General features: G+C 63.8%; 16 protein-coding genes and 4 pseudogenes. 13 read left to right on the top strand and 7 right to left on the bottom strand.

The features are described from left to right. The first annotated feature begins 119 nt into the window (after nt 1–119). The 9 genes from nuoG (at nt 120) to ACZ5KU_RS20990 (ending at nt 12,380) form a co-directional block, all read left to right on the top strand. Entirely contained in the window at nt 120–2,834 is a 2,715-nt protein-coding gene (gene nuoG, locus ACZ5KU_RS20950) for an NADH-quinone oxidoreductase subunit NuoG (RefSeq protein ID WP_416769744.1), read from the top strand. After that, the gene (nuoH, locus tag ACZ5KU_RS20955; protein ID WP_054057227.1) at nt 2,831–3,838 is read left to right on the top strand and encodes an NADH-quinone oxidoreductase subunit NuoH; all 1,008 of its coding nucleotides are present in this window, start codon (nt 2,831–2,833) and stop codon (nt 3,836–3,838) included. The genes nuoG and nuoH overlap by 4 nt, the downstream gene beginning before the upstream one ends. An 11-nt stretch (nt 3,839–3,849) precedes the next feature. Further along, entirely contained in the window at nt 3,850–4,398 is a 549-nt protein-coding gene (gene nuoI, locus ACZ5KU_RS20960) for an NADH-quinone oxidoreductase subunit NuoI (protein ID WP_017903633.1), read from the top strand. Nucleotides 4,399–4,407: 9 nt separating this feature from the next. Continuing rightward, nucleotides 4,408–4,908 (top strand): NADH-quinone oxidoreductase subunit J, encoded by a 501-nt coding sequence (nuoJ, locus tag ACZ5KU_RS20965; RefSeq protein ID WP_054057226.1) that lies wholly within the window; start codon nt 4,408–4,410, stop codon nt 4,906–4,908. A 4-nt stretch (nt 4,909–4,912) separates the two neighbouring features. After that, entirely contained in the window at nt 4,913–5,221 is a 309-nt protein-coding gene (gene nuoK / locus ACZ5KU_RS20970; protein ID WP_017131317.1) for an NADH-quinone oxidoreductase subunit NuoK, read from the top strand. Further along, nucleotides 5,218–7,071, top strand: coding sequence for an NADH-quinone oxidoreductase subunit L (gene nuoL, locus ACZ5KU_RS20975; RefSeq protein ID WP_054057225.1), 1,854 nt, complete (start codon nt 5,218–5,220; stop codon nt 7,069–7,071). Before nuoK ends, nuoL begins: the two co-directional genes overlap by 4 nt. A gap of 40 nt (nt 7,072–7,111) precedes the next feature. Then, nucleotides 7,112–8,644 carry an NADH-quinone oxidoreductase subunit M gene (nuoM, locus tag ACZ5KU_RS20980; protein ID WP_054057224.1) on the top strand — a complete coding sequence of 511 codons (1,533 nt, stop codon included), beginning with the start codon at nt 7,112–7,114 and terminating at the stop codon, nt 8,642–8,644. Between the two features lie 7 nt (nt 8,645–8,651). Next, nucleotides 8,652–10,115, top strand: a complete 1,464-nt coding sequence (nuoN, locus tag ACZ5KU_RS20985) for an NADH-quinone oxidoreductase subunit NuoN (RefSeq protein WP_054057223.1) — start codon at nt 8,652–8,654, stop codon at nt 10,113–10,115. 138 nt (nt 10,116–10,253) lie between these two features. Beyond that, nucleotides 10,254–12,380, top strand: coding sequence for a TonB-dependent receptor family protein (locus ACZ5KU_RS20990; protein WP_464736175.1), 2,127 nt, complete (start codon nt 10,254–10,256; stop codon nt 12,378–12,380). A 72-nt stretch (nt 12,381–12,452) separates the two neighbouring features. On the opposite strand, the gene ACZ5KU_RS20995 is transcribed toward ACZ5KU_RS20990, so the two are convergent. After that, on the bottom strand, nt 12,453–13,517 hold the full coding sequence (locus ACZ5KU_RS20995) for an AI-2E family transporter (RefSeq protein ID WP_054057221.1): 1,065 nt from the start codon (nt 13,515–13,517) through the stop codon (nt 12,453–12,455). A gap of 151 nt (nt 13,518–13,668) precedes the next feature. Between ACZ5KU_RS20995 and trhP the strand changes: the two genes are divergently transcribed. Beyond that, nucleotides 13,669–15,006 carry a prephenate-dependent tRNA uridine(34) hydroxylase TrhP gene (gene trhP, locus ACZ5KU_RS21000; RefSeq protein ID WP_054057220.1) on the top strand — a complete coding sequence of 446 codons (1,338 nt, stop codon included), beginning with the start codon at nt 13,669–13,671 and terminating at the stop codon, nt 15,004–15,006. Nucleotides 15,007–15,121: 115 nt separating this feature from the next. On the opposite strand, the gene ACZ5KU_RS21005 is transcribed toward trhP, so the two are convergent. Together ACZ5KU_RS21005 and ACZ5KU_RS21010 are read right to left on the bottom strand one after the other, a co-directional pair. After that, nucleotides 15,122–15,943: a methyl-accepting chemotaxis protein gene (locus ACZ5KU_RS21005; RefSeq protein WP_416773533.1), complete on the bottom strand. Its 822-nt coding sequence runs from the start codon at nt 15,941–15,943 to the stop codon at nt 15,122–15,124. Nucleotides 15,944–15,979: 36 nt separating this feature from the next. After that, nucleotides 15,980–16,804 (bottom strand): annotated as a pseudogene (locus ACZ5KU_RS21010) (cache domain-containing protein); the annotation flags it as partial. 515 nt (nt 16,805–17,319) lie between these two features. Between ACZ5KU_RS21010 and ACZ5KU_RS21015 the strand changes: the two are divergent. Both ACZ5KU_RS21015 and ACZ5KU_RS21020 read left to right on the top strand, forming a co-directional pair. Next, a pseudogene (locus ACZ5KU_RS21015) lies at nt 17,320–18,390 on the top strand (PDC sensor domain-containing protein); the annotation flags it as partial. Between the two features lie 345 nt (nt 18,391–18,735). Beyond that, nucleotides 18,736–19,248: pseudogene (locus ACZ5KU_RS21020) on the top strand (methyl-accepting chemotaxis protein); the annotation flags it as partial. 18 nt (nt 19,249–19,266) lie between these two features. On the opposite strand, the pseudogene ACZ5KU_RS21025 reads toward ACZ5KU_RS21020, so the two are convergent. The 4 genes and pseudogenes from ACZ5KU_RS21025 to ACZ5KU_RS21040 all read right to left on the bottom strand — a co-directional run bounded on the left by ACZ5KU_RS21025 (nt 19,267) and on the right by ACZ5KU_RS21040 (nt 21,863). After that, nucleotides 19,267–20,582 (bottom strand): annotated as a pseudogene (locus ACZ5KU_RS21025) (ATP-binding protein). Continuing rightward, complete coding sequence (locus ACZ5KU_RS21030; protein WP_054060211.1) at nt 20,579–21,247, bottom strand: response regulator transcription factor; 669 nt, start codon at nt 21,245–21,247, stop codon at nt 20,579–20,581. Before ACZ5KU_RS21030 ends, ACZ5KU_RS21025 begins: the two are co-directional and overlap by 4 nt. Continuing rightward, the gene (locus ACZ5KU_RS21035) at nt 21,247–21,555 is read right to left on the bottom strand and encodes a PepSY domain-containing protein (RefSeq protein ID WP_054060212.1); all 309 of its coding nucleotides are present in this window, start codon (nt 21,553–21,555) and stop codon (nt 21,247–21,249) included. The genes ACZ5KU_RS21030 and ACZ5KU_RS21035 overlap by 1 nt, the downstream gene beginning before the upstream one ends. Further along, entirely contained in the window at nt 21,555–21,863 is a 309-nt protein-coding gene (locus ACZ5KU_RS21040; protein ID WP_054060213.1) for a PepSY domain-containing protein, read from the bottom strand. The genes ACZ5KU_RS21035 and ACZ5KU_RS21040 overlap by 1 nt, the downstream gene beginning before the upstream one ends. A 183-nt stretch (nt 21,864–22,046) precedes the next feature. Here ACZ5KU_RS21040 and ACZ5KU_RS21045 point away from each other — a divergent pair, with 183 nt between their 5' ends. Continuing rightward, nucleotides 22,047–23,126, top strand: coding sequence for a hypothetical protein (locus tag ACZ5KU_RS21045; protein WP_054060214.1), 1,080 nt, complete (start codon nt 22,047–22,049; stop codon nt 23,124–23,126). Nucleotides 23,127–23,275 lie beyond the last annotated feature (149 nt).

Consider the following 23,275-nt stretch of genomic DNA (forward strand, 5'->3'; position numbering starts at 1 on the left):
CGAAGGGGGCGGTGCATGCCGCCCTCTTCCTCGTCTGCAGCCGCGCCTAGACGCGCCAGGCGAGTACAGGATTCCATTAGCCACGCCCGCAGACGCGGGCCAACGAAGAACTTTGAACCATGGCCACTATCCACGTAGACGGCAAGGCACTCGAAGTCAACGGGGCAGACAACCTGTTACAGGCATGTCTGTCGCTGGGCCTCGACATTCCTTATTTCTGCTGGCACCCCGCTCTTGGCAGCGTCGGTGCCTGTCGCCAGTGCGCGGTCAAGCAGTACAACGACGAGAACGACACCCGTGGTCGTATCGTCATGTCCTGCATGACCCCGGCTACCGACAACACCTGGATTTCCATCGACGACGAAGAGTCCAAGGCGTTCCGCGCCAGTGTCGTCGAATGGCTGATGACCAACCACCCGCACGACTGCCCGGTCTGCGAGGAAGGCGGTCACTGCCACCTGCAAGACATGACCGTGATGACCGGCCACAACGAGCGCCGTTATCGCTTCACCAAGCGCACCCACCAGAACCAGGAACTCGGTCCGTTCATCGCCCACGAGATGAACCGCTGCATCGCCTGCTACCGCTGCGTGCGCTTCTACAAGGACTACGCCGGCGGCACCGACCTGGGCGTATTCGGCGCCCACGACAACGTGTACTTCGGTCGCGTCGAAGACGGCACCCTGGAAAGCGAGTTCTCCGGCAACCTCACCGAGGTCTGCCCGACCGGTGTGTTCACCGACAAGACCCACTCCGAGCGCTACAACCGCAAGTGGGACATGCAGTTCGCCCCGAGCATCTGCCATGGCTGCTCCAGCGGTTGCAACATCAGCCCCGGTGAGCGCTACGGCGAACTGCGGCGCATCGAAAACCGTTTCAACGGTTCGGTGAACCAGTACTTCCTGTGCGACCGTGGCCGCTTCGGTTACGGCTACGTCAACCGCGCCGACCGTCCACGCCAGCCACTGCTGGCCGACGGCACCAGGCTGAGCCTGGACAACGCCCTGGACAAGGCCGCCGAGCTGCTGCGCGGTCGCAACATCGTCGGCATCGGTTCGCCGCGCGCCAGCCTGGAAAGCAATTACGCGCTGCAGGAACTGGTCGGTGCCGAACACTTCTACTCGGGTATCGAAGCGTCCGAGCTGGAGCGCATCCGCCTGGTGCTGCAAGTCCTCAAGGACAGCCCGCTGCCCGTGCCGAACCTGCGCGACATCGAAGACCACGACGCCGTGTTCGTCCTCGGTGAAGACCTGACCCAGACCGCCGCCCGCCTGGCCCTGGCCCTGCGCCAGTCGGTCAAGGGCAAGGCCGAGGACATGGCCGACGCGATGCGCGTACAGCCGTGGCTCAACGCCGCGGTGAAAAACATCGGCCAGAACGCGCTGAATCCGCTGTTCATCGCCAGCCTCGCGGAAACCAAGCTCGACGACGTCGCCGAGGAGTGCGTGCACGCCGCACCGGATGACCTGGCCCGCCTCGGCTTCGCCGTGGCCCACGCCCTGGACGCCAGCGCACCGGCCGTCGAAGGCCTGGACAGCGAAGCCCGCGAACTGGCCCAGCGTATCGCCGACGCCCTGCTCGCGGCCAAGCGCCCACTGATCATCGCCGGTACCTCCCTGGGTTCCAAGGCACTGATCGAAGCCGCGGCGAACATCGCCAAGGCCCTGAAGCTGCGCGAGAAGGCAGGCTCCATCAGCCTGGTCGTGCCTGAGGCCAACAGCCTCGGCCTGGCCATGTTCGGTGGCGAGTCCGTCGATGCCGCCCTGGACGCGGTGATTTCCGGCCGTGCCGATGCCATCGTGGTGCTGGAGAACGACCTGTTCACCCGTACCGACGCCGCCAAGGTCGACGCCGCCCTCAAGGCCGCCAAGGTGGTGATCGTTGCCGACCACCAGAAGACCGCCACCACCGACCGCGCCCACCTGGTGCTGCCGGCGGCGACCTTCGCCGAAGGCGACGGCACCCTGGTCAGCCAGGAAGGCCGCGCCCAGCGCTTCTTCCAGGTCTTCGACCCGCAATACATGGACGCCAGCATCCTGGTTCACGAAGGCTGGCGCTGGCTGCACGCCCTGCGTGCGACCCTGCTGAACAAGCCGGTGGACTGGACCCAGCTGGACCACGTCACCGCCGCCTGCGCCGCCAGCGCGCCGCAACTGGCCGCTATCGTCGACGCCGCACCGTCGGCTGCGTTCCGCATCAAGGGCCTGAAACTGGCCCGCGAACCGCTGCGCTACTCCGGTCGTACCGCCATGCGCGCCAACATCAGCGTGCACGAGCCACGCACCCCGCAGGATCAGGACACCGCGTTCGCCTTCTCCATGGAAGGCTACTCGGGCTCCGCCGAACCGCGCCAGCAGGTGCCGTTCGCCTGGTCGCCGGGCTGGAACTCGCCACAGGCCTGGAACAAGTTCCAGGACGAAGTCGGCGGCCACATTCGTGCCGGTGACCCGGGCATCCGCCTGATCGAAAGCCGTGGCGACAACCTGGGCTGGTTCACCAGCGTACCGGCTGCCTTCTCGCCATCGCGCGGCACCTGGCAGGCGGTACCGTTCTATCATCTGTTCGGCAGCGAGGAGAACTCCTCGAAGGCCGCGCCGGTGCAGGAGCGCATCCCGGCCGCCTACGTCGCACTGGCCAAGTCCGAAGCGGACCGCCTGGGCGTCAACGACGGTGCCCTGCTGAGCCTCAACGTGGCCGGCACCACCCTGCGTCTGCCGCTGCGCGTCAATGAACAACTGGGCGCTGGCCTGGTAGCCCTGCCGGCTGGCCTGGCTGGTATCCCGCCGGCGATTTTCGGCAAATCCGTTGACGGTCTGCAGGAGGCGGCTCAATGACCTGGTTCACCCCTGAAGTGATTGACGTGATCCTCACGGTCATCAAGGCCATCGTGGTCCTGCTGGCCGTGGTGGTCTGCGGCGCACTGCTGAGCTTCGTCGAACGTCGCCTGCTGGGCTGGTGGCAGGACCGCTACGGTCCGAACCGCGTCGGCCCGTTCGGCATGTTCCAGATCGCCGCCGACATGCTGAAGATGTTCTTCAAGGAAGACTGGACCCCACCGTTCGCCGACAAGGTGATCTTCACCCTGGCACCGGTGGTCGCCATGAGCGCCCTGCTGATCGCCTTCGCGATCATCCCGATCACCCCGACCTGGGGTGTGGCGGACCTGAACATCGGCCTGCTGTTCTTCTTCGCCATGGCCGGCCTGTCGGTGTACGCCGTACTGTTCGCCGGCTGGTCGAGCAGCAACAAGTACGCCCTGCTCGGCAGTCTGCGGGCCTCGGCCCAGACCGTTTCGTACGAAGTGTTCATGGGCCTGTCGCTGATGGGCATCGTGGTCCAGGTCGGCTCGTTCAACATGCGCGACATCGTTGAATACCAGGCCCAGCACCTGTGGTTCATCATCCCGCAGATCTTCGGTTTCCTGACCTTCTTCATCGCCGGCGTGGCCGTGACTCACCGTCACCCCTTCGACCAGCCGGAAGCGGAACAGGAACTGGCCGACGGCTACCATATTGAATACGCCGGCATGAAATGGGGCATGTTCTTCGTTGGCGAGTACATCGGCATCATCCTGATCTCGGCACTGCTGGTCACCCTGTTCTTCGGTGGCTGGCACGGTCCGTTCGGCATCCTGCCGCAACTGTCGTTCGTCTGGTTCGCCCTGAAGACCGCGTTTTTCATCATGATGTTCATCCTGCTGCGCGCCTCGATCCCGCGCCCACGGTATGACCAGGTGATGGACTTCAGCTGGAAATTCTGCCTGCCACTGACCCTGATCAATATGCTGGTGACCGCTGCGCTCGTGTTGTTGAACACGCCCGCCGGCGCGGTTCAGTGAGGATTTGACCCATGTTCAAATATATTGGTGACATCGTTAAGGGTACCGGTACCCAGCTGCGAAGCCTGGTGATGATTTTCGGCCATGGCTTTCGCAAGCGCGACACCCTGCAATACCCGGAAGAGCCGGTCTACCTGCCACCGCGCTACCGCGGCCGCATCGTCCTGACCCGCGACCCCGATGGCGAAGAGCGCTGCGTGGCGTGCAACCTGTGTGCCGTGGCCTGCCCGGTCGGTTGCATCTCGCTGCAGAAGGCCGAGACCGACGACGGTCGTTGGTACCCGGAGTTCTTCCGCATCAACTTCTCGCGCTGCATTTTCTGTGGTCTCTGCGAGGAAGCCTGCCCGACCACCGCGATCCAGCTGACGCCGGATTTCGAAATGGCCGAGTTCAAACGTCAGGATCTGGTTTACGAAAAGGAAGATCTGCTGATCTCCGGCCCCGGCAAGAACCCTGACTACAACTTCTATCGTGTTGCAGGTATGGCCGTTGCCGGCAAGCCGAAAGGCGCCGCCCAGAACGAAGCCGAACCGATCAACGTGAAGAGCTTGCTGCCTTAAGGAAGAACGATGGAATTCGCTTTCTATTTCGCATCGGGTATCGCAGTGGTGTCCACGCTTCGCGTGATCACCAACACCAACCCCGTGCACGCCCTGCTCTACCTGATCATTTCGCTGATCGCCGTGGCGATGACCTTCTTCAGCCTCGGCGCCCCGTTCGCCGGCGCCCTGGAAGTGATCGCCTACGCCGGCGCCATCATGGTGCTGTTCGTCTTCGTGGTGATGATGCTCAACCTCGGGCCCGCCTCGGTGCTGCAGGAACGCACCTGGCTCAAGCCCGGGATCTGGATCGGGCCGGTGATCCTCGCCGCCCTGCTGCTGGCCGAACTGCTGTACGTGCTGTTCAGCCACAGCAGCGGTGTCGGCATCGGTCAAACCACCGTAGGCGCCAAGGCCGTGGGCATCAGCCTGTTCGGTCCATACCTGCTGGTCGTCGAACTGGCCTCGATGCTGCTGCTCGCCGCAGCCATCACGGCTTTCCACCTGGGCCGCAACGAGGCGAAGGAGTAATACGATGCCTGCTATCCCTCTGGAACATGGTCTGGCCGTCGCCGGCATCCTGTTCTGCCTCGGCCTGGTCGGCCTGATGGTCCGCCGCAACATTCTCTTCGTGCTGATGAGCCTGGAAGTGATGATGAACGCCGCCGCATTGGCCTTCATCGTCGCGGGCGCACGCTGGGCGCAACCGGATGGACAGATCATGTTCATCCTGGTGATCAGCCTGGCAGCCGCCGAGGCCAGTATCGGCCTGGCGATCCTGCTGCAACTGTATCGCCGCTTCCACACGCTCGATATCGACGCTGCCAGTGAGATGCGCGGATGAACATGATCTTTCTGACTTTCGTATTCCCCCTGATCGGTTTCCTGCTGCTGTCGTTCTCCCGTGGACGTCTCTCGGAAAACCTCTCGGCCCTGATCGGCGTCGGCTCCATCGGCCTGTCGGCGATCGTCGCCGCCTACGTGATCTGGCAGTTCAACGTCGCGCCTCCTGAAGGCGGCCACTACACCCTGGTGCTGTGGCAGTGGATGTCGGTGGAGGGCTTCGCCCCCAACTTCGCCCTGTACATCGACGGCCTGTCGATCACCATGCTCGGTGTGGTGGTCGGGGTGGGTTTCCTGATCCACCTGTTCGCCTCCTGGTACATGCGCGGTGAAGACGGCTACTCGCGCTTCTTCTCCTACACCAACCTGTTCATCGCCAGCATGCTGTTCCTGGTGCTCGGCGATAACCTGCTGTTCGTGTACTTCGGCTGGGAAGGCGTGGGCCTGTGCTCCTACCTGTTGATCGGTTTCTACTACAGCAACCGCAACAACGGTAACGCGGCACTGAAGGCGTTCATCGTCACCCGCATCGGCGACGTGTTCATGGCCATCGGCCTGTTCATCCTGTTCCAGCAGCTGGGCACCCTGAACATCCAGGAACTGCTGGTCAAGGCGCCTGAGCACTTCAAGGTCGGCGACTTCTGGATCGTGCTGGCGACCCTGCTGCTGCTCGGTGGTGCGGTCGGTAAATCGGCCCAACTGCCCCTGCAGACCTGGCTGGCCGACGCGATGGCCGGTCCTACCCCGGTTTCGGCACTGATCCACGCCGCGACCATGGTGACCGCCGGTGTCTACCTGATCGCCCGTACCCACGGCCTGTTCGCCCTGGCGCCGGATATCCTGCATCTGGTGGGAATCGTCGGTGGCGTGACCCTGGTTCTCGCCGGCTTCGCCGCGCTGGTTCAGACCGACATCAAGCGTATCCTCGCCTACTCGACCATGAGCCAGATCGGCTACATGTTCCTGGCCCTGGGCGTCGGCGCCTGGGAAGGCGCGATCTTCCACCTGATGACCCACGCCTTCTTCAAGGCCCTGCTGTTCCTTGCCTCCGGTGCGGTGATCGTCGCCTGCCACCACGAGCAGAACATCTTCAAGATGGGCGGTCTGTGGAAAAAACTGCCACTGGCCTACGCCAGCTTCATCGTCGGTGGTGCCGCCCTGGCCGCCCTGCCGATCGTGACCGCCGGCTTCTACTCCAAGGACGAAATCCTCTGGGAAGCCTTCGCCAGCGGTAACCATGGCCTGCTGTACGCCGGCCTGGTCGGTGCGTTCATGACCTCGCTGTACACCTTCCGCCTGATCTTCATCGCCTTCCACGGCGAAGCCAAGACCGAAGCCCATGCCGGCCACGGTATCTCCCACTGGCTGCCGCTGGGCGTGCTGATCGTGCTGTCGACCTTCGTCGGTGCCTGGATTCACCCACCACTGGCCGGCGTACTGCCGGAAAGCGCCGGTCACGCCGGCGGCGAAGCCAAGCACAGCCTGGAAATCGCCTCGGGCGCCATCGCCCTGGCCGGTATCCTGCTGGCTGCGGTGCTGTTCCTGGGCAAGCGTCGCTTCGTGACGGCCATCGCCAACAGCGGCATCGGACGCATCCTTTCGGCCTGGTGGTTCGCCGCCTGGGGCTTCGACTGGATCTACGACAAACTGTTCGTCAAGCCTTACCTGGCGATCAGCCATGTGCTGCGCAAAGACCCGCTCGACCAGACCATCGGCCTGATCCCGCGCCTGGCCAAGGGCGGTCACACCGCCCTGAGCCGCAGCGAGACCGGTCAACTGCGTTGGTATGCCGCGTCGATCGCCGCTGGTGCAGTCGTGGTGCTCGGCGCCATCGTACTGGTAGCGGTCTGACTATGAACCTTGCGACATTGCGAAAGGAATTGAGCCCGTCATGATTCTGCCTTGGCTAATCCTGATCCCCTTCATCGGCGGCCTGCTGTGCTGGCTGGGTGAGCGCACCAGCGCCACCCTCCCCCGCTGGATTGCGCTGCTGACCATGACCCTCGAACTCGCCCTCGGCCTCTGGCTGTGGGCGCACGGGGATTACCACCTGGCACCGGCGCCTGGCGCCGATCCGACCTGGGCCATCGAGTTCAAGCACGTCTGGATCCAGCGCTTCGGCATCAACGTGCACCTGGCCCTCGACGGCCTGTCGCTGCTGATGATCCTGCTGACCGGCCTGCTGGGTATCCTCTCGGTACTCTGCTCGTGGAAAGAGATCCAGCGCCACGTGGGCTTCTTCCACCTGAACCTGATGTGGATCCTGGGCGGTGTCGTCGGCGTATTCCTCGCCCTCGACCTGTTCATGTTCTTCTTCTTCTGGGAAATGATGCTGGTGCCGATGTACTTCCTCATCGCGCTCTGGGGTCACAGCTCCTCGGACGGCAAGAAGACCCGGATCTACGCGGCGACCAAGTTCTTCATCTTCACCCAGGCTTCCGGCCTGATCATGCTGGTGGCGATCCTCGGCCTGGTCCTGGTGAACTTCAACAACACCGGCGTGATCACCTTCAATTACGCCGACCTGCTGAAGACCAAGATGTCGCACGGTGTCGAGTACCTGCTGATGCTCGGCTTCTTCATCGCCTTCGCGGTGAAGCTGCCGGTGGTACCGTTCCACTCCTGGCTGCCTGATGCCCACGCCCAGGCACCGACCGCCGGTTCCGTCGACCTCGCCGGTATCCTGCTGAAGACCGCGGCCTACGGCCTGCTGCGTTTCGCCCTGCCGCTGTTCCCGAACGCCTCGGCCGAGTTCGCGCCGATCGCCATGACCCTGGGTCTGATCGGGATCTTCTACGGTGCCTTCCTGGCCTTCGCCCAGACCGACATCAAGCGCCTGATCGCCTTCTCCAGCGTCTCGCACATGGGCTTCGTGCTGATCGGTATCTACTCCGGCAGCCAGCAGGCCCTGCAAGGCGCGGTGATCCAGATGCTGGCCCACGGCCTGTCGGCAGCGGCCCTGTTTATCCTCAGCGGTCAGTTGTACGAGCGTACCCACACCCGCGACATGCGTGAAATGGGCGGCCTGTGGTCGAAGATCGCCTACCTGCCGGCCATCAGCCTGTTCTTCGCCGCCGCCTCCCTGGGGCTGCCGGGTACCGGCAACTTCGTCGGCGAGTTCCTGATCCTGATCGGTACCTTCGTCAGCGCGCCATGGATCACCGCCATCGCCACGTCCGGCCTGGTGTTCGGTTCGGTCTACTCGCTGATCATGATCCACCGCGCCTACTTCGGCCCGGCCAAGTCCGATGAAGTGCTGCACGGTATGGACGGTCGTGAACTGACCATGGTGCTCGGCCTTGCAGTACTGCTGATCTACCTCGGCGTGTACCCGCAACCGTTCCTCGACACCTCTGCCGCCACCATGCATGGCGTGCAGCAGTGGCTCGGCACCGCCTTCACTCAACTCGCTTCGGCCCGGTAAGAGCGCTATGGAATTCACGATTCAACACTTTATCGCGCTGGCGCCGCTGCTGATCACCAGCCTCACCATTATCGTGGTGATGCTGGCGATCGCCTGGCGCCGTAACCACTCACAGACCTTCCTGCTGTCCTGTGCCGGTCTCAACCTGGCGCTGCTGTCGATCCTGCCAGCCCTGAAAGTCGCCCCGCTGGCGGTGACCCCGCTGGTCCAGATCGACGACTTCGCCTGCCTGTACATGGCGCTGATCCTGGTCGCCACCCTGGCTTGCGTCACCCTCGCCCACGCCTACCTGGGCGATGGCGGTTCGGGCTACCCGGGCAACCGTGAAGAACTGTACCTGCTGATCCTGATGGCCGCCGCCGGTGGCCTGGTGCTGGTCAGCGCGCAGCAACTGGCCAGCCTGTTCATCGGCCTGGAACTGCTCTCGGTACCGGTCTACGGCCTGGTGGCCTACGCGTTCTTCAACAAGCGTTCGCTGGAAGCCGGTATCAAGTACATGGTGCTGTCGGCCGCCGGTTCCGCGTTCCTGCTGTTCGGTATGGCCCTGCTCTACGCCGAAGCCGGCACCCTGAGCTTCACCGGTATCGGCCAGGCCCTGGCGGCCACCGGCCTGCCCAGCCCGATCGCCCAATTGGGCCTGGGCATGATGTTGGTCGGCCTGGCGTTCAAGCTGTCGCTGGTACCGTTCCACCTCTGGACCCCGGACGTCTACGAAGGCGCCCCGGCACCGGTAGCGGCCTTCCTGGCCACCGCCAGCAAGGTCGCCGTGTTCGCCGTGATGATTCGCCTGTTCCAGATCTCGCCGGTGGCCAGCAGCGGCGTACTGAGCAACGTCCTGGCGGTCATCGCCGTAGCCTCGATCCTGGTCGGCAACCTGCTGGCGCTGACCCAGAGCAACCTCAAGCGTCTGCTCGGTTACTCGTCCATCGCCCACTTCGGTTACCTGCTGATCGCTCTGGTGGCGAGCAAGGGCCTGGCGCTGGAAGCCATGGGCGTGTACCTGGTCACCTACGTGATCACCAGCCTCGGCGCCTTCGGCGTGATCACCCTGATGTCCTCGCCGTACAACGGTCGCGACATGGATGCCCTGTACGAGTACCGCGGCCTGTTCTGGCGCCGTCCGTACCTGACCGCCGTACTGACCGTGATGATGCTGTCCCTGGCCGGCATCCCGCTGACCGCCGGCTTCATCGGCAAGTTCTACATCATCGCGACCGGTGTCGAGTCCCAGCACTGGTGGCTGATCGGCTCCCTGGTGGTCGGTAGCGCCATCGGCGTCTTCTACTACCTGCGCGTGATGGTCACCCTGTACCTGATCGAGCCGAACCTGCGTCGTCACGATGCCCAACTGCACTGGGAACAACGTGCGGGTGGCGTGATGCTGCTGGCGATCGCGATCCTGGCCTTCTTCCTCGGCGTGTACCCGCAACCGCTGCTGGAACTGGTGCAACACGCGGTCCTGGCCAGCTAAGCAAACGGCCAGCCGGACCCGACACCCCGCCCGAGGCAACTCTGGCGGGGTGTTTTGTTTTCAGGGCCTGCCGAATGCGTTGCGAACCATTCTCGACTTCTATAGGCTGGCCCGCCCTGTTCCGCCGAGCACCTGTCGATGCGCACCGCCCTCCCCTCTTCCCTGCTCCCTTTCGCCCTTTTGTGCAGTACGCCGTTGCAAGCCGCCCCCGCCTCCGTCGAGTTGGGTGAAGTCCAGGTGCGCAGCGAGGAGGTCAGCGAGATCGATGAAGCCCGCGAGCAATTGCAGGAGGTGCCCGGTGCCAGCAACCTGGTCGACCTGGGCAAGGTGGAGAACGGCCGTGTCGCCGGCAACCAGGATGTGCTTGCCTATCAGCCCGGGGTATATGCCCAGTCGGCCGGCAACGACGGCACCAAGGTGTCGATTCGCGGCTCGGGCATCAACCGCGCGCCCGGCGCCCACGGCTCGGGTGTCTACACGATGTTCGACGGCCTGCCGCTGACCGGTCCCGGCGGCACACCCTACGAGTTGTTCGAGCCGCTGTGGCTGAGCCGCGCCGAAGTGTTGCGCGGTGCCAACGGTTTCGAGCGCGGCTCGCTGGCCCTCGGTGGCGCCATCGACTACATCACCCACACCGGGCGGGATGCCGCGCCCCTGCAGGTGCGCTACGAAACCGGCAGTTATGGCTACCGCAAACGCCAGATCAGCTCCGGGCAGGTGCTGGGCGATCTGGACTATTACGTGTCGCTGACCGACTCGGACTACGACGGTTACCAGGACCATACCCAAGGCAGCAGCAAGGGCATTGCGGCGAACGTCGGCTATCGCTTCAGCCCGGAGCTGGAGACACGCCTCTACCTGCGCTATCGCGAAACCGACAACGAGCTGGCCGGGCGAGTGACCCAGGACCAGATCAAGCACCATCCGCGCGCGGCCAACCCGTCTTACCTCAGCCGCGACGCCAGCCGTCCGCAACCGGGCAGTACCTGGCTGGGCAGCAAGACCACGATGTACCTGGACGACGATTCGAAGCTGGAGGTGGGGCTGGTCTATCACGACTACCCGATGGACCTGCGCGAAGGCCCCAACCGCCTCAAGGTGGCCTATACCGACGTCAGCGGCACCCTGAACTACATCCGTCGCGACACCCTGTTCGGCCTGGACAGCAAGACCACCGTCGGTTGGCGCAGCACCAGGCACCTGCCCAACAGTGGAGCCTCAGAATATGTGCGGATACCTGTCGGCAACACCGCAGGCTATCCGGCCGGCACCAAGACCCGTGACTTCAGCTACCAGGGCTCGGACAACGTGCTGCACGCCAGCAATGACCTTGAGCTGCTGCCTGACCTCTGGCTGACCACCGGCCTGGCAATGATCTATACCCGCCGCGAAAGCGAGGTGAGTTATCCGGCCAGCGGCGGCAAGGTCAGCCAGCATGACTGGGACTACGCGCCGCGCGTGGGCCTGCGCTACCAGTTCAATCCGCAATTGCAGGTCTACGGCAACCTCAGCCGCTCGGTCGAACCACCGCATCCGTGGTCACTGATCTGGAGTTCGGGCACCCGCTTCGGCGCGGGAAATGGCGCGGCCATCGGTCTGCAAAGCACACCGATCAAACTGCAGAACCAGACCGCCACCACCCTGGAACTGGGCAGCCGCGGCGAGTCCTGGCTCGGCAAGTGGGACCTGGCCTGGTACTACTCGGCCGTACGTCACGAGTTGCTGACCGTGGAGCTGCAGGCCGCAACCCAGACCCAGGCCACGATCACCGGCGAAGTGAACGCCAGCCCCACCGTGCACCAGGGTATCGAAGCCGGCCTGGACAGCCTGCTGTGGGAACGCCCGGCCCTGGGCAAGGTCAGCCTGCGCCAGGCCTACACCTTCAGCGACTTCCATTACCGCGATGACCGAGCCTTTGGCGACAACCGCCTGCCCGGCATTCCACAGCACTACTACCAGGCCGAGATCCGCTACGACCATCCGACCGGCGTCTACCTCGGCCTGAATACCCAGGTCGCCTCGCGCATGGCCGTGGACTACGCCAACTCCCGCCATGCCTCGTCCTACGCGTTGTTCGGCGCCACCCTGGGCTACGCCTCGCCCAAGCGGGACTGGCAGACCTGGCTGGACCTGCGCAATCTCACCAACCAGCACTATGCCGCGCTGGTGGTGCCAGGCTATGACGACAAGGGGGCCGACGCGGCGCGTTCGGTGCCGGGCGAAGGCATGGGGGTGTACGCCGGGATTTCCTACAGTTTCAGGTGATTGGGTCGAAGCCAGGGCCCTTTCGCGGGCAAGTCGGATCGCCGCACCGCCGGCTCCTACAGAGGCGCGCGCTCAGGAGGGCAATCTCACGCGTTTCTTGTTCTCGGTGAAGATATCCCAGCTGGAGAGGAACAGGGCGGCGATCAACGGCCCGATGACGAAGCCGTTCAGCCCGAATACCGACAACCCGCCCAGGGTGCTGACCAGGATCAGGTAATCGGGCATGCGCGTGTCCTTGCCCACCAGGACCGGCCGCAGCAGGTTGTCCACCAGCCCGATCACGAACACGCCGAACAGCGCCAGCACCACGCCTTGCCAGATCGCCCCGCTCAGCAGGAAGTACACGGCCACCGGCGCCCAGACGATCCCTGCCCCCACCGCCGGCAGCAGCGAAAGACACCCCATGACCACCGCCCAGAGCAGGGCACTGGGGATATCCAGCAGCCAGAAGATCAACCCGCCGAGGCCGCCCTGGGTCACCGCCACCACCAGGTTGCCCTTCACCGTGGCACGCACCACGCGGTTGAACTTCAGTTGCAGGCGACGTTTCTGCTGTTCGGCCAGTGGCACCGCCGTACGGATCCGCCGCACCAGTTCCGGGCCGTCGCGCAGGAAGAAGAACAACAGGTAGAGCATGATGAAAAAGCTCACCACGAACTCGAAGGTGCCCTGCCCGACGCTGACAGCCTGGCTGGCCAGGAACTGACTGCCCTGGGTCACGCCCTCGACCACCTTGGCCTGCAGCCCATCGAGATCCCCCAGGCCGAAGCGATCGAGCAGCCGTTGAAACGAGCCTGGCAGCAGGTGCTTGAACTGCGCCACGTGGCCGGCGATGTCCAAGCGACCGCTTTCGATACTCTGGTACAACGCGGTCCCTTCCTGTACCAGCAACACGCCTATGACAATCACCGGCAGCACGGCGATCAGCAGGCAGGCTCCCAGGGTGCACAACGATGCGAGGTTACGCCGGGCCTTCAGCCGCAGCAGCAGGCGGCGCTGCAAGGGCGCGAAGACGATCCCGAGAATGACCGCCCAGAACACCGCGCCATAGAACGGCTGGAGAATCCAGAGGAAGGCCACGGTCACCAGCGCCAGCAGCACCAGCAGGAATTTGTTGTGCAGAGAAGCTTCGCTCATGTCCGGTCCATGTCGGGAAAACGCAGGGGCGCAGGGCACCCAACGATTTAGTCAGGCCAACGCGGCGATTCGTTCACAAAGTCTGGATCCAGATCAATAAAACCAGAATCCGGAAGGTTTAATCTCGCGCCCTTTTGCCGACGGTCCGCACATGCCCTTCCCTGCCCCCGAACTGCTGGCTCCGGCCGGCACCCTCAAGAACATGCGCTACGCCTTCGCCTATGGCGCCGACGCCGTCTACGCCGGCCAGCCGCGCTACAGCCTGCGGGTGCGCAACAACGAGTTCGACCACGCCAACCTGGCCCTCGGCATCCGCGAAGCCCAGGCCCAGGGCAAGCGTTTCTACGTGGTGGTGAACATCGCCCCGCACAACGCCAAGCTCAAGACCTTTCTCAAGGACCTGGCGCCGGTGATCGAGATGGCGCCGGACGCGCTGATCATGTCCGACCCGGGCCTGATCATGCTGGTGCGCCAGCACTTCCCGCAGATGCCCATTCACCTGTCGGTGCAGGCCAACACCGTGAACTGGGCCAGCGTGCAGTTCTGGCAGCAGATGGGTCTGACGCGAATCATCCTGTCCCGGGAGCTGTCCCTGGAGGAGATCGAGGAAATTCGCCAGCAGGTGCCGGACATGGAACTGGAGGTGTTCGTTCACGGCGCGCTGTGCATGGCCTATTCCGGGCGCTGCCTGCTATCGGGCTACATGAACCGGCGCGATGCCAACCAGGGCACCTGCACCAACGCCTGTCGCTGGAAATACAGTGCGCAGCCGGCTACGGAAAACCTCACCGGCGAGATCGTCAAGGTTTTCGAGCCCGAAGTGGTCGAGCCGACCCTTGGCCTCGGAGCGCCGACCGACCAGGTGTTCCTGCTGCAGGAGGCCAACCGCCCCGAAACATCGATGCCGGCCTTCGAGGACGAGCACGGCACCTACATCATGAACGCCAAGGACCTGCGCGCGGTGCAGCATGTCGAGCGCCTGGCACGGATGGGCGTGCATTCGCTGAAGATCGAGGGCCGGACCAAGTCGCACTTCTACTGCGCGCGGACCACCCAGGTCTACCGCCAGGCGATCGACGACGCGGTGGCTGGGCGCGAGTTCGACCGCGGCCTGATGACCGACCTCGAATCACTGGCCCAACGCGGCTATACCGAGGGTTTCCTGCGTCGGCACGTGCATGACGAGTACCAGAACTACCAGAACGGCAGCTCGGTTTCCGAGCGCCAGCAGTTCGTCGGCGAACTGACCGGCGTGCGCCGCGGGCGGCTGGCGGAGGTCAAGGTGAAGAACCGTTTCGAGTTGGGCGACCATCTGGAACTGATGACGCCCAGGGGAAACTTTCATTTCGACCTGGGTGAGTTGCGCAATGGCAACGGCGAGGCGATCGAGGTGGCGCCGGGGGATGGGCACACGGTTTACCTGCCGATTCCGGATCAGGTCGAGCTGGAGTTCGGGTTGTTGATGCGCGATATCCAGGTCGGTCCGTAAAATCCACTGAGGCTGCGGTGGCCTCTTCGCGGATAAACCCCACAGTGTCGAGCCTTCCTCGGTGTACGACTCAACGCTGAGCAGGATTTATCCGCGAAGAACGATAACGCCGGTCTCAGATCCGGAACTGCCCCACCAGTTTGCCCAAACGCTGCCCCAGGTCCGCCAGACTGCGGGAAGTCTGCGCGCCCTGCTGGGTCTGGTCCGCGACGTTATCCACCGCCACCGCGATCTGGTGCACGCTGCGGTTGATCTCCTCGGCCACCGCCGTCTGCTCCTCGGCAGCACTGGCGATCTGTGCGTTCATCGCGTTGATGGTCCCGATCAGTTGCGCAATGGTATCCAGCGAAGCCCCCGCCTCGTTGGCCTTCACCGAGGTACCGTCCCCAGCCTCGCTGGAACGGCGCATCGCCTCAACCGCCGACTGCGTTCCCGACTGCAGGCGATCGATCATGCCCTGGATTTCCTGGGTGCTCTGCTGGGTCCGGCTGGCCAATGCCCGCACCTCGTCCGCGACCACCGCAAAACCGCGCCCCGCCTCACCGGCGCGGGCGGCCTCGATCGCCGCGTTGAGGGCCAGCAGGTTGGTCTGTTCGGCGATCGAACGGATCACCCCGAGCACACTGACGATCGACGTCACGTCCTGCTGCAGGCTGTCCAGCGACACGCCACTGTGGCGAATGTCCTTCACCAGCGCATGAATCTGCTCGATGCTGCCATCGACCACCCGCTTGGCCGCCTGGCCTTCGGCGTCGGTCTGCTGGGCCGCGACCGCGGCGCCCTGGGCACTGCGGGCCACTTCCTGGGCCGCCGAGGACATCTGGTTGATCGCCGTGGCGACCTGATCGGTCTCGTGCCGCTGACGCTCCATCGCCTCTTCCGAACGGTTGGCCTGTTCGGATACCTGGCCGACCAAACCGGTCAACTGCCCGGTCATCTCGGTGATCTGCCGCACCAGGCTGTGGATCTTCTCGACGAAGCGGTTGAACGACCCGGCCAACTGCCCGAGTTCGTCCTGGCTGGTGATTGCCAGGCGATGGGTGAGATCGCCCTCGCCTGCGGCGATATCGTCCAGGTTGGCTTTCATCAGCACCAGGGGCCGCAGGATGGTATTGGCCACCAGCATCCCCACGATGGCAATCACCAGCAGCACCAGCAAGGCAATACCGACGATGCTCAGCACCACGCCCTCCATGCGTTCGGTGATCTTGGCCTGGACCACCGCGACCTGGGCTTCGATCCCGTCGAGGTTGACCGAGGAGCCGACCGCCATGTCCCACTTGTCCAGATACTCGGTGTAACCCAGCTTGGGCACCAGTACCGATTCCTTGCCCGGCAGCGGCGAGCTGTATTCCAGGTAGTGGGTGCCATTCTTGGCCACCTCGACCAGGCCGCGGTTGACATACACGCCATTGGGATCGCGAGTGTCCTTGAAACTTTTGCCCAGCCCGTCGGGGCTGTCACTCTTGAACAAGCGGACGATCTGCGAGTCGTAGCCGAAAAAGTAGCCGTCCTTGCCGTACTTGATGCTCGAAAGCAGCTTGATGGCCTGGTCGCGGGAAGCCTGGTCACCGGGCGCGGACGCATCGTAGAGCGGCTTGATCGCCGTCATCGCCACCGCGACATAGCTCTTGAGGGTCGCCCGGGCTTCGGCGATCAGTTGCTGGCGGGTTTCCTCAACCTCATGGCGCGCCTGATTCTGCAGAATCAACGCGGTGGTCAGGCTGATCACCACCGCAAACACCAGGACCGGCAAGACGGCGAGGGACAGGACTTTGGCCTTGAGACTCAGGCGCATGGGGATGCTCTCTTATTATTGGGCTGGTAACGGTTTAACGGCCTGAATCGCGGAAAGTTGAGCAGCCCGCACGCCCGTGCAGATGCAGGAAATAGTCGAAGTTCCTCGTTTTCCCGACAGTAAATCGACCTTTTACGACGTATTGTCGATTTTCATCGATGTTCATTCGATGGGATAAAGCCACCCTTCGTTGACGCCGGTCATTGTTTTTTATTTGAACATTCAAATAAAGAAAAAATCAGGCATGCCGTTAACCTTCCAAACCTCTGCATTTCAAAGAATAAGGACGTCGTTACATGTCGCTCAGACAGCTTTCCATCCAATGGAAGATCACCCTGCTCGCCGGGCTCTGCCTGTTGGGGATCGTCACGCTGCTGGTCAGCCTCTCGCTCTACCGCATGAAGCACAGTTCGGAACTGGTCAAGGCCTCGAGCATGGAAATGCTCAACGAGGCCGCCCAGGCGCGTATCGAGGCCCAGGGCGAAGTCCAGGCGCTGATCATCCGCCGCCAGTTCATGGATGCCTACCAATACGGCAACGGTTTCGCCCGCCAGGTGCTGTTTCTGCGCGAACAGGCCCAGAAGCGCTTTCTCGACGCCTTCGATCTGCGCGAGGACCTGACCCGCCAGGTGAAGGCCGCCCTGCAGGCCAACCCCGACCTGCTGGGGCTGTCCCTGGTGTTCGAAGCCAATGCGCTGGACGGCAAGGACGAACTGTTCGCCGGCCAGAAGAAACTCGGCAGCAACGAAAAGGGCCGCTTCGCCCTCTACTGGTCGCAACCGACCGCCGGCAGGCTGACCTCCATGTCGCTGCCGGAAAGCGACATGAGCGACACCAGCACCGGCCCCAGCGGCCAACCGAACAACACCTGGTTCACCTGCCCGCGCATCACTCTCAAGCCGTGCGTGATCGAGCCGTACTTCTACGAAATCGACGGCCACAACGTGCTGATGACCAGCATCGTCTTTCCGTTGCAGTTCGAGGGCAAGGTGATCGCCTCGCTGTCGGTGGACATCAACCTCGACAGCCTGCAAGCGGTCAGCCAGCAGGCGAGCAGCAAGCTCTACGATGGCCAGACCAGTGTCAGTATCCTCAGCCCCGTCGGCCTGCTCGCCGGCTACAGCCCGGATGCCAGCAAGCTCAGCCAGCGCCTGGACCAGGTCGATAGCCTCGACGGCACCGCGCTGATCCAGCAACTGGCCAACAGCAGCGAGACACAGGTCTTGCGTACCCACCAGCAACTGAAGATCCTCGCGCCCTTCCAGCCGATCCCCGGCGGCAAGCCCTGGGGCGTGCTGCTCGATGTGCCGCAGAAGGTGCTGGTAGGACCGGCCGAGGCGCTCAAGGCGCAGCTCGACGAGCGCGGCGCCGCCGGCACCCTGATCGAATCCGGCCTCGGCCTGCTGGCGGCGGTGATCGGCCTGCTGCTGGTCTGGCTCACCGCACGCAGCGTGACTCGGCCGATTCTCGCCGTCGCCCACATGCTGCAAGACATCGCCAGTGGCGAAGGCGACCTGACCCGCCGCCTGCACTATGACAAGAAGGACGAACTGGGCCGGTTGGCCGGCTGGTTCAACCGTTTCCTCGATAAACTCCAACCGGTGATCGCCGAGGTCAAGCGCTCGGTCCAGGACGCCCGCGGCACCGCCGACCAGTCCGCCGCCATCGCCACCCAGACCAGCGCCGGCATGGAACAGCAGTACCGCCAGGTCGACCAGGTCGCCACCGCCTCCCACGAGATGAGCGCCACCGCCCAGGATGTCGCCCGCAGCGCCGCCCAGGCCGCACAAGCCGCCCGTGATGCCGACCAGGCGACCCGCCAGGGACTGACCGTGATCGACCGTACCACCAGCAGCATCGGTCACCTGGCTGCCGACATGAGCGATGCCATGGGCCAGGTCGAAGGGTTGGCGGCCAACAGCGAGAAGATCGGCTCGGTCCTCGAAGTGATTCGCGCCATCGCCGAGCAGACCAACCTGCTGGCCCTCAACGCGGCGATTGAGGCCGCGCGGGCCGGTGAGGCCGGACGCGGTTTCGCGGTGGTCGCCGATGAAGTGCGCAACCTGGCCCGGCGCACCCAGGAGTCGGTCGAGGAGACCCGCCAGGTCATCGAAGAGCTGCAGAACGGCACCCGCGAGGTGGTCAGTTCGATGGGCAACAGTCATCGCCAGGCCCAGGGCAGTGTCGAGCAGGTCAGCCAGGCGGTGACCGCCCTGCAGCAGATCGGCAGTGCGGTCACGGTCATCACCGACATGAACCTTCAGATCGCCAGCGCGGCGGAAGAACAGAGCGCGGTCGCCGAGGAAATCAACAACAACGTGGCGACCATTCGCGATGTCACCGAGTCGCTGTCGGGACAGGCCAACGAATCGGCACGGGTCAGCCAGTCGCTCAACCAGTTGGCCAACCAGCAGCAGGGCCTGATGGACCAGTTCCGGGTCTGAGGCCGGGCGCGCGGGGCTTCAGTTCCTGCGCGGCAAGTCGATCGTCACCAGCAGCCCGCCCAGCGGGCTGCTCAACAAGCGCATCTGCGCCCCCCAGGCATCGACGATATCGCGCACGATGCCCAGCCCCAGGCCATGCCCGGTGGTCTGCTCATCCAGACGCGTGCCTCGGCTGAAAACCGCATCCCGGTTCTGCTCGGGAATGCCGGGGCCGTCATCCTCGATACTCAGGCGATAACCCCCACGGTTTCCACGATGCCCAGGCGAACCTCGGCATCCGCCCACTTGCAGGCGTTGTCCAGGAGATTGCCCAGCAGCTCGAGCAGGTCCTCGCGATCCCAGGGCAGTTGCAGGCCTGGCGGGGCGGTGTGGCTGAGCGACAGATGCTCGCCATGAATCATCCCCAGGGTCGACAGCAGGCTTGGCAACTCCGTATCGCAATCGAACAGTACGCCGGGCAAGGCGTCACCGGCCAGGCGCGCGCGATTCAGTTCACGGCTCAGGCGTTGTTCGATCTGTTCCAGTTGCTCGCGCAATACCTGGCGCAGGCCCGGATGAGCATCCAGCCGGGTATCCGAGGCCAGGCTCAGCAGCACTGCCAACGGGGTTTTCAGGGCATGTCCCAGATTGCCCAGGGCGTTACGGGAACGCTTGAGGCTGTCTTCGGTGTGGGCCAGCAGGTGGTTGATCTGTGCCACCAGCGGCTCAAGTTCCTGAGGGACTTGAGTCTCCAGCTGCGAACGCTTGCCCTGCTGCAACTGGGCGATCTGCTCCCGGGCGTTTTCCAGCGGGCGCAGGGCCCGGCGGACAGTGACCCGCTGCAGCAGCAGGATCACGATCAGCGCCGCCAGCCCGATCCCCAGGCCGATGCGCTGCATCAGCTGGAAGCTTTCCCGGACCGGCGTATAGTCCTGGGCCACGCTGATGCTGATCGACTGCCCCAGGCGCCGGTAGTCCGAGCGCAATACCAGCAGCATCTGCCTTTCCGGACCCAATTGCAGGTTGGCGTGCAGCCCCGGCTGCTCCGGCACCGGCAGGTCCTGGTCCCAGAGCGAACGGGAGCGCCAGTGATGGTCGGCGAAATCGATTCGGAAGTAGTGCCCGGAAAACGGTCGCTGATAGGCCGGGGACAGCCGGCGCTCATCCAGCTGCAGGCCGTCGGGGCCACGTACCAGGGCGACCAGCAGATTCTCGCTGTCGGCATGCAGGCCATCCTCCAGATAGCGTTGCAGCCCCATTTCGAACAACCAGAGGCTGGTCTGCGCAACGATCAGGCCGACGATCAGCAATACGCTGACCAGGCCCAGGCTCAGGCGGCGCTGGATCGACCTCACCCGCCGGCCCCACCGAACAGGTAGCCCTGGCCGCGACGGGTCTCGATCACCGAGCGCCCCAGCTTGCGGCGCAGATGATTGACGTGCACTTCTAGGACATTCGAGTCCCGTTCGGTTTCACCGTTATAGAGATGTTCGGCCAGATGGCTCTTGGAGAGGATCTGCTCCGGGTGCAGCATGAAATAGCGCAGCAGGCGAAACTCGGCGGCGGTCAGCTGGATCTCCGCGCCGTCACGACTGACACACTGGCGACCCTCGTCCAGGTGCAGGCCCGCGGCGTTCAGGGTCGGCTGGTTCGGCTGGCCGTGGGCACGACGCAACAGCGACTGGACTCGCAGTTGCAGCTCTTCGGGATGAAAGGGTTTGGTCAGGTAATCGTCCGCACCGGCCTTGAGCCCCTCGATACGCTCGGCCCAGGAGTCGCGTGCAGTGAGGATCAGCACCGGAATGCCCAGGCCACCGGCCCGCCACTGCCGCAGTACTTCCAGCCCGGGCAGGCCCGGCAGGCCGAGATCGAGAATGACCAGATCATACGGCTCGACAGCCCCCTGGTAGGCCGCATCGCGCCCATCGGCCAACCAGTCGACGGCATACCCCTGGCGAGCCAGGCCGGCCAGCAATTCGTCGGCCAGGGGCACGTGATCCTCCACCAGCAACAACCGCATCAGTCGTCCTCCTCGTCTTTCAACAGATCGCCATTGCTGGCATCGAGCTTGAGTTCCCGGACCACACCGGCCTGGGTGAGCAACTCGACTTCATAGACATAGTGACCGTGCTTGGTCTCAAGCTCGGCCTCCAGCAGCTTTGACCCGGGATGATGGCCCATGGCCCGTTGCAACAGGCTTTCCAGGGGTAGTATCACTCCCTGCTGGCGCAGGCGCAGGGCCTCGTCCTGATCCAGATCCCTGGCCGCTGCCAGGGAACAGAGGGTTGCCAGCATCAACAGACTGCAGGCGCGCAAATAGAAGATCATTACCTGTCCTGATGGTCCTTGAGAACCTGACCGCTACCGGCGTCCAATTCGATTTCCCACTCAACTCCCTGAGCGTCGCGCAGTTCTATCCGATAAATATAGTGACCGTATCGCTGCTCCAGCCCGGTATCGCTCGGCAGTGCACCGGGGTGCCTGGCCCCGGCGATGGCGGCCAATCGATCAAGAGACAGGATTGTACCTGCCGCCTGCAGTTTCGCCGCCTCATCAACGGCAATATCGCGACCCGAGACTTCGGAGGTGGCGACCCACAGAGCCAAAAAGACCAAAGCGGTGCCCAGGGCTTTCATCACAACACTCCATGGCAAATGGCCAGTTACCGGTTACAAGGTAACCACTTCAACTTAAATGAAGCTGAATTTCCTGGACCATTGCCGGTCCACGCCTCAGGCACGGTCGGTCGATTTTCCTGCCCCCGCAGCCACTCGCGACAACCTTCCCTATAATCCGGCTATCCACAGAACGAGAGCTGTATGACTGCGATCCATATCAAATATCCCGCGCTGACGCTCAAGGCCGGCAAGCGCGCCTATCGGCGCATTCGTGAAAGCGGGCTGAAAGCCGCCGATGTCGGCACCCTGCCCGGCGCGGCGGGTGGACCGAAAGCCCTGGGTATCCAGGGGCTGGACCTGGCGCTGTTCGGTCAATGGCTACCCGGCAGCCCACGGGAACGTTCGCTGATCGGTGCCTCGATTGGCGCCTGGCGGTTTGCCAGCGCCTGTCTGCCGGATGCTGCCAAGGGGATCGAACGGCTGGGCCAACTCTATAACGAACAGAGTTTTGCCAAGGGTGTGACCATGGCGCAGGTCAGCCGCAGTTGCGAGCGCATGCTGCATGACCTGCTCGAGGGGCGCGATGCCTCGATCCTGAGCAACGAACGCTACCGGTTGAACGTGGTCATCGTCAAAAGCCATGGCCTGCTGGCGGACGATCATCGGGGCCGTCTCGGCTTGGGCCTGTCTTCCGTGATCGCCGACAATCTGCTGGGCCGTGCGCGCCTGGCCCGGCATTTCGAGCGGGTGATCCTGCATGACCCACGTCTCTCCCCTCCCCTGCTGCCCCTGAAGGACTTTCCCTCGCGCCTGCTGCCGCTGGCGACGGAGAACCTGCGCCAGGGCCTGCTGGCCTCGGGATCGATCCCGATGGTCATGGAGGGCGTACGCGACATCGTCGGCGTCGGCAATGGCACCTATCGCGATGGCGGGTTGCTCGACTATCACCTGGACCTGCCCTACAGCGGTGACGATGTGGTGCTGTACCCACATTTCACCGACAAGGTCATACCCGGCTGGTTCGACAAGACCCTCCCATGGCGCCGCGGCAGTCCTGACCGCTTGCAGGATGTCCTGCTGCTGGCCCCTTCGCAGGAATACCTGGCCCGGTTGCCCTACGGCAAGCTGCCGGATCGTAACGACTTCAAGCGCTTCATGGGCGACGATCGGAGTCGCCAGAGCTACTGGCGCAAGGCGATGGAGGAAAGCCGGCGACTGGGCGACGAGTTCCTCGACCTGGCCGATAACGGTGGACTGGCGGAGCGCCTGCTGGCGCTTTGAGACGGTTATTCCCGCAACGGAACTGTTAAACTGCCCAGCTGCATGCATTCTTCAGAGCTGACAATACCGTGGAAATCTTCAAAGATTCCACTGTGGGCTCCCGCCAAAAATCGATAAGTCCCTGCAAGATATGTTGCACCAGTATGCCA

It is taken from the genome of Pseudomonas sp. Tof1 (genome assembly GCF_055390395.1).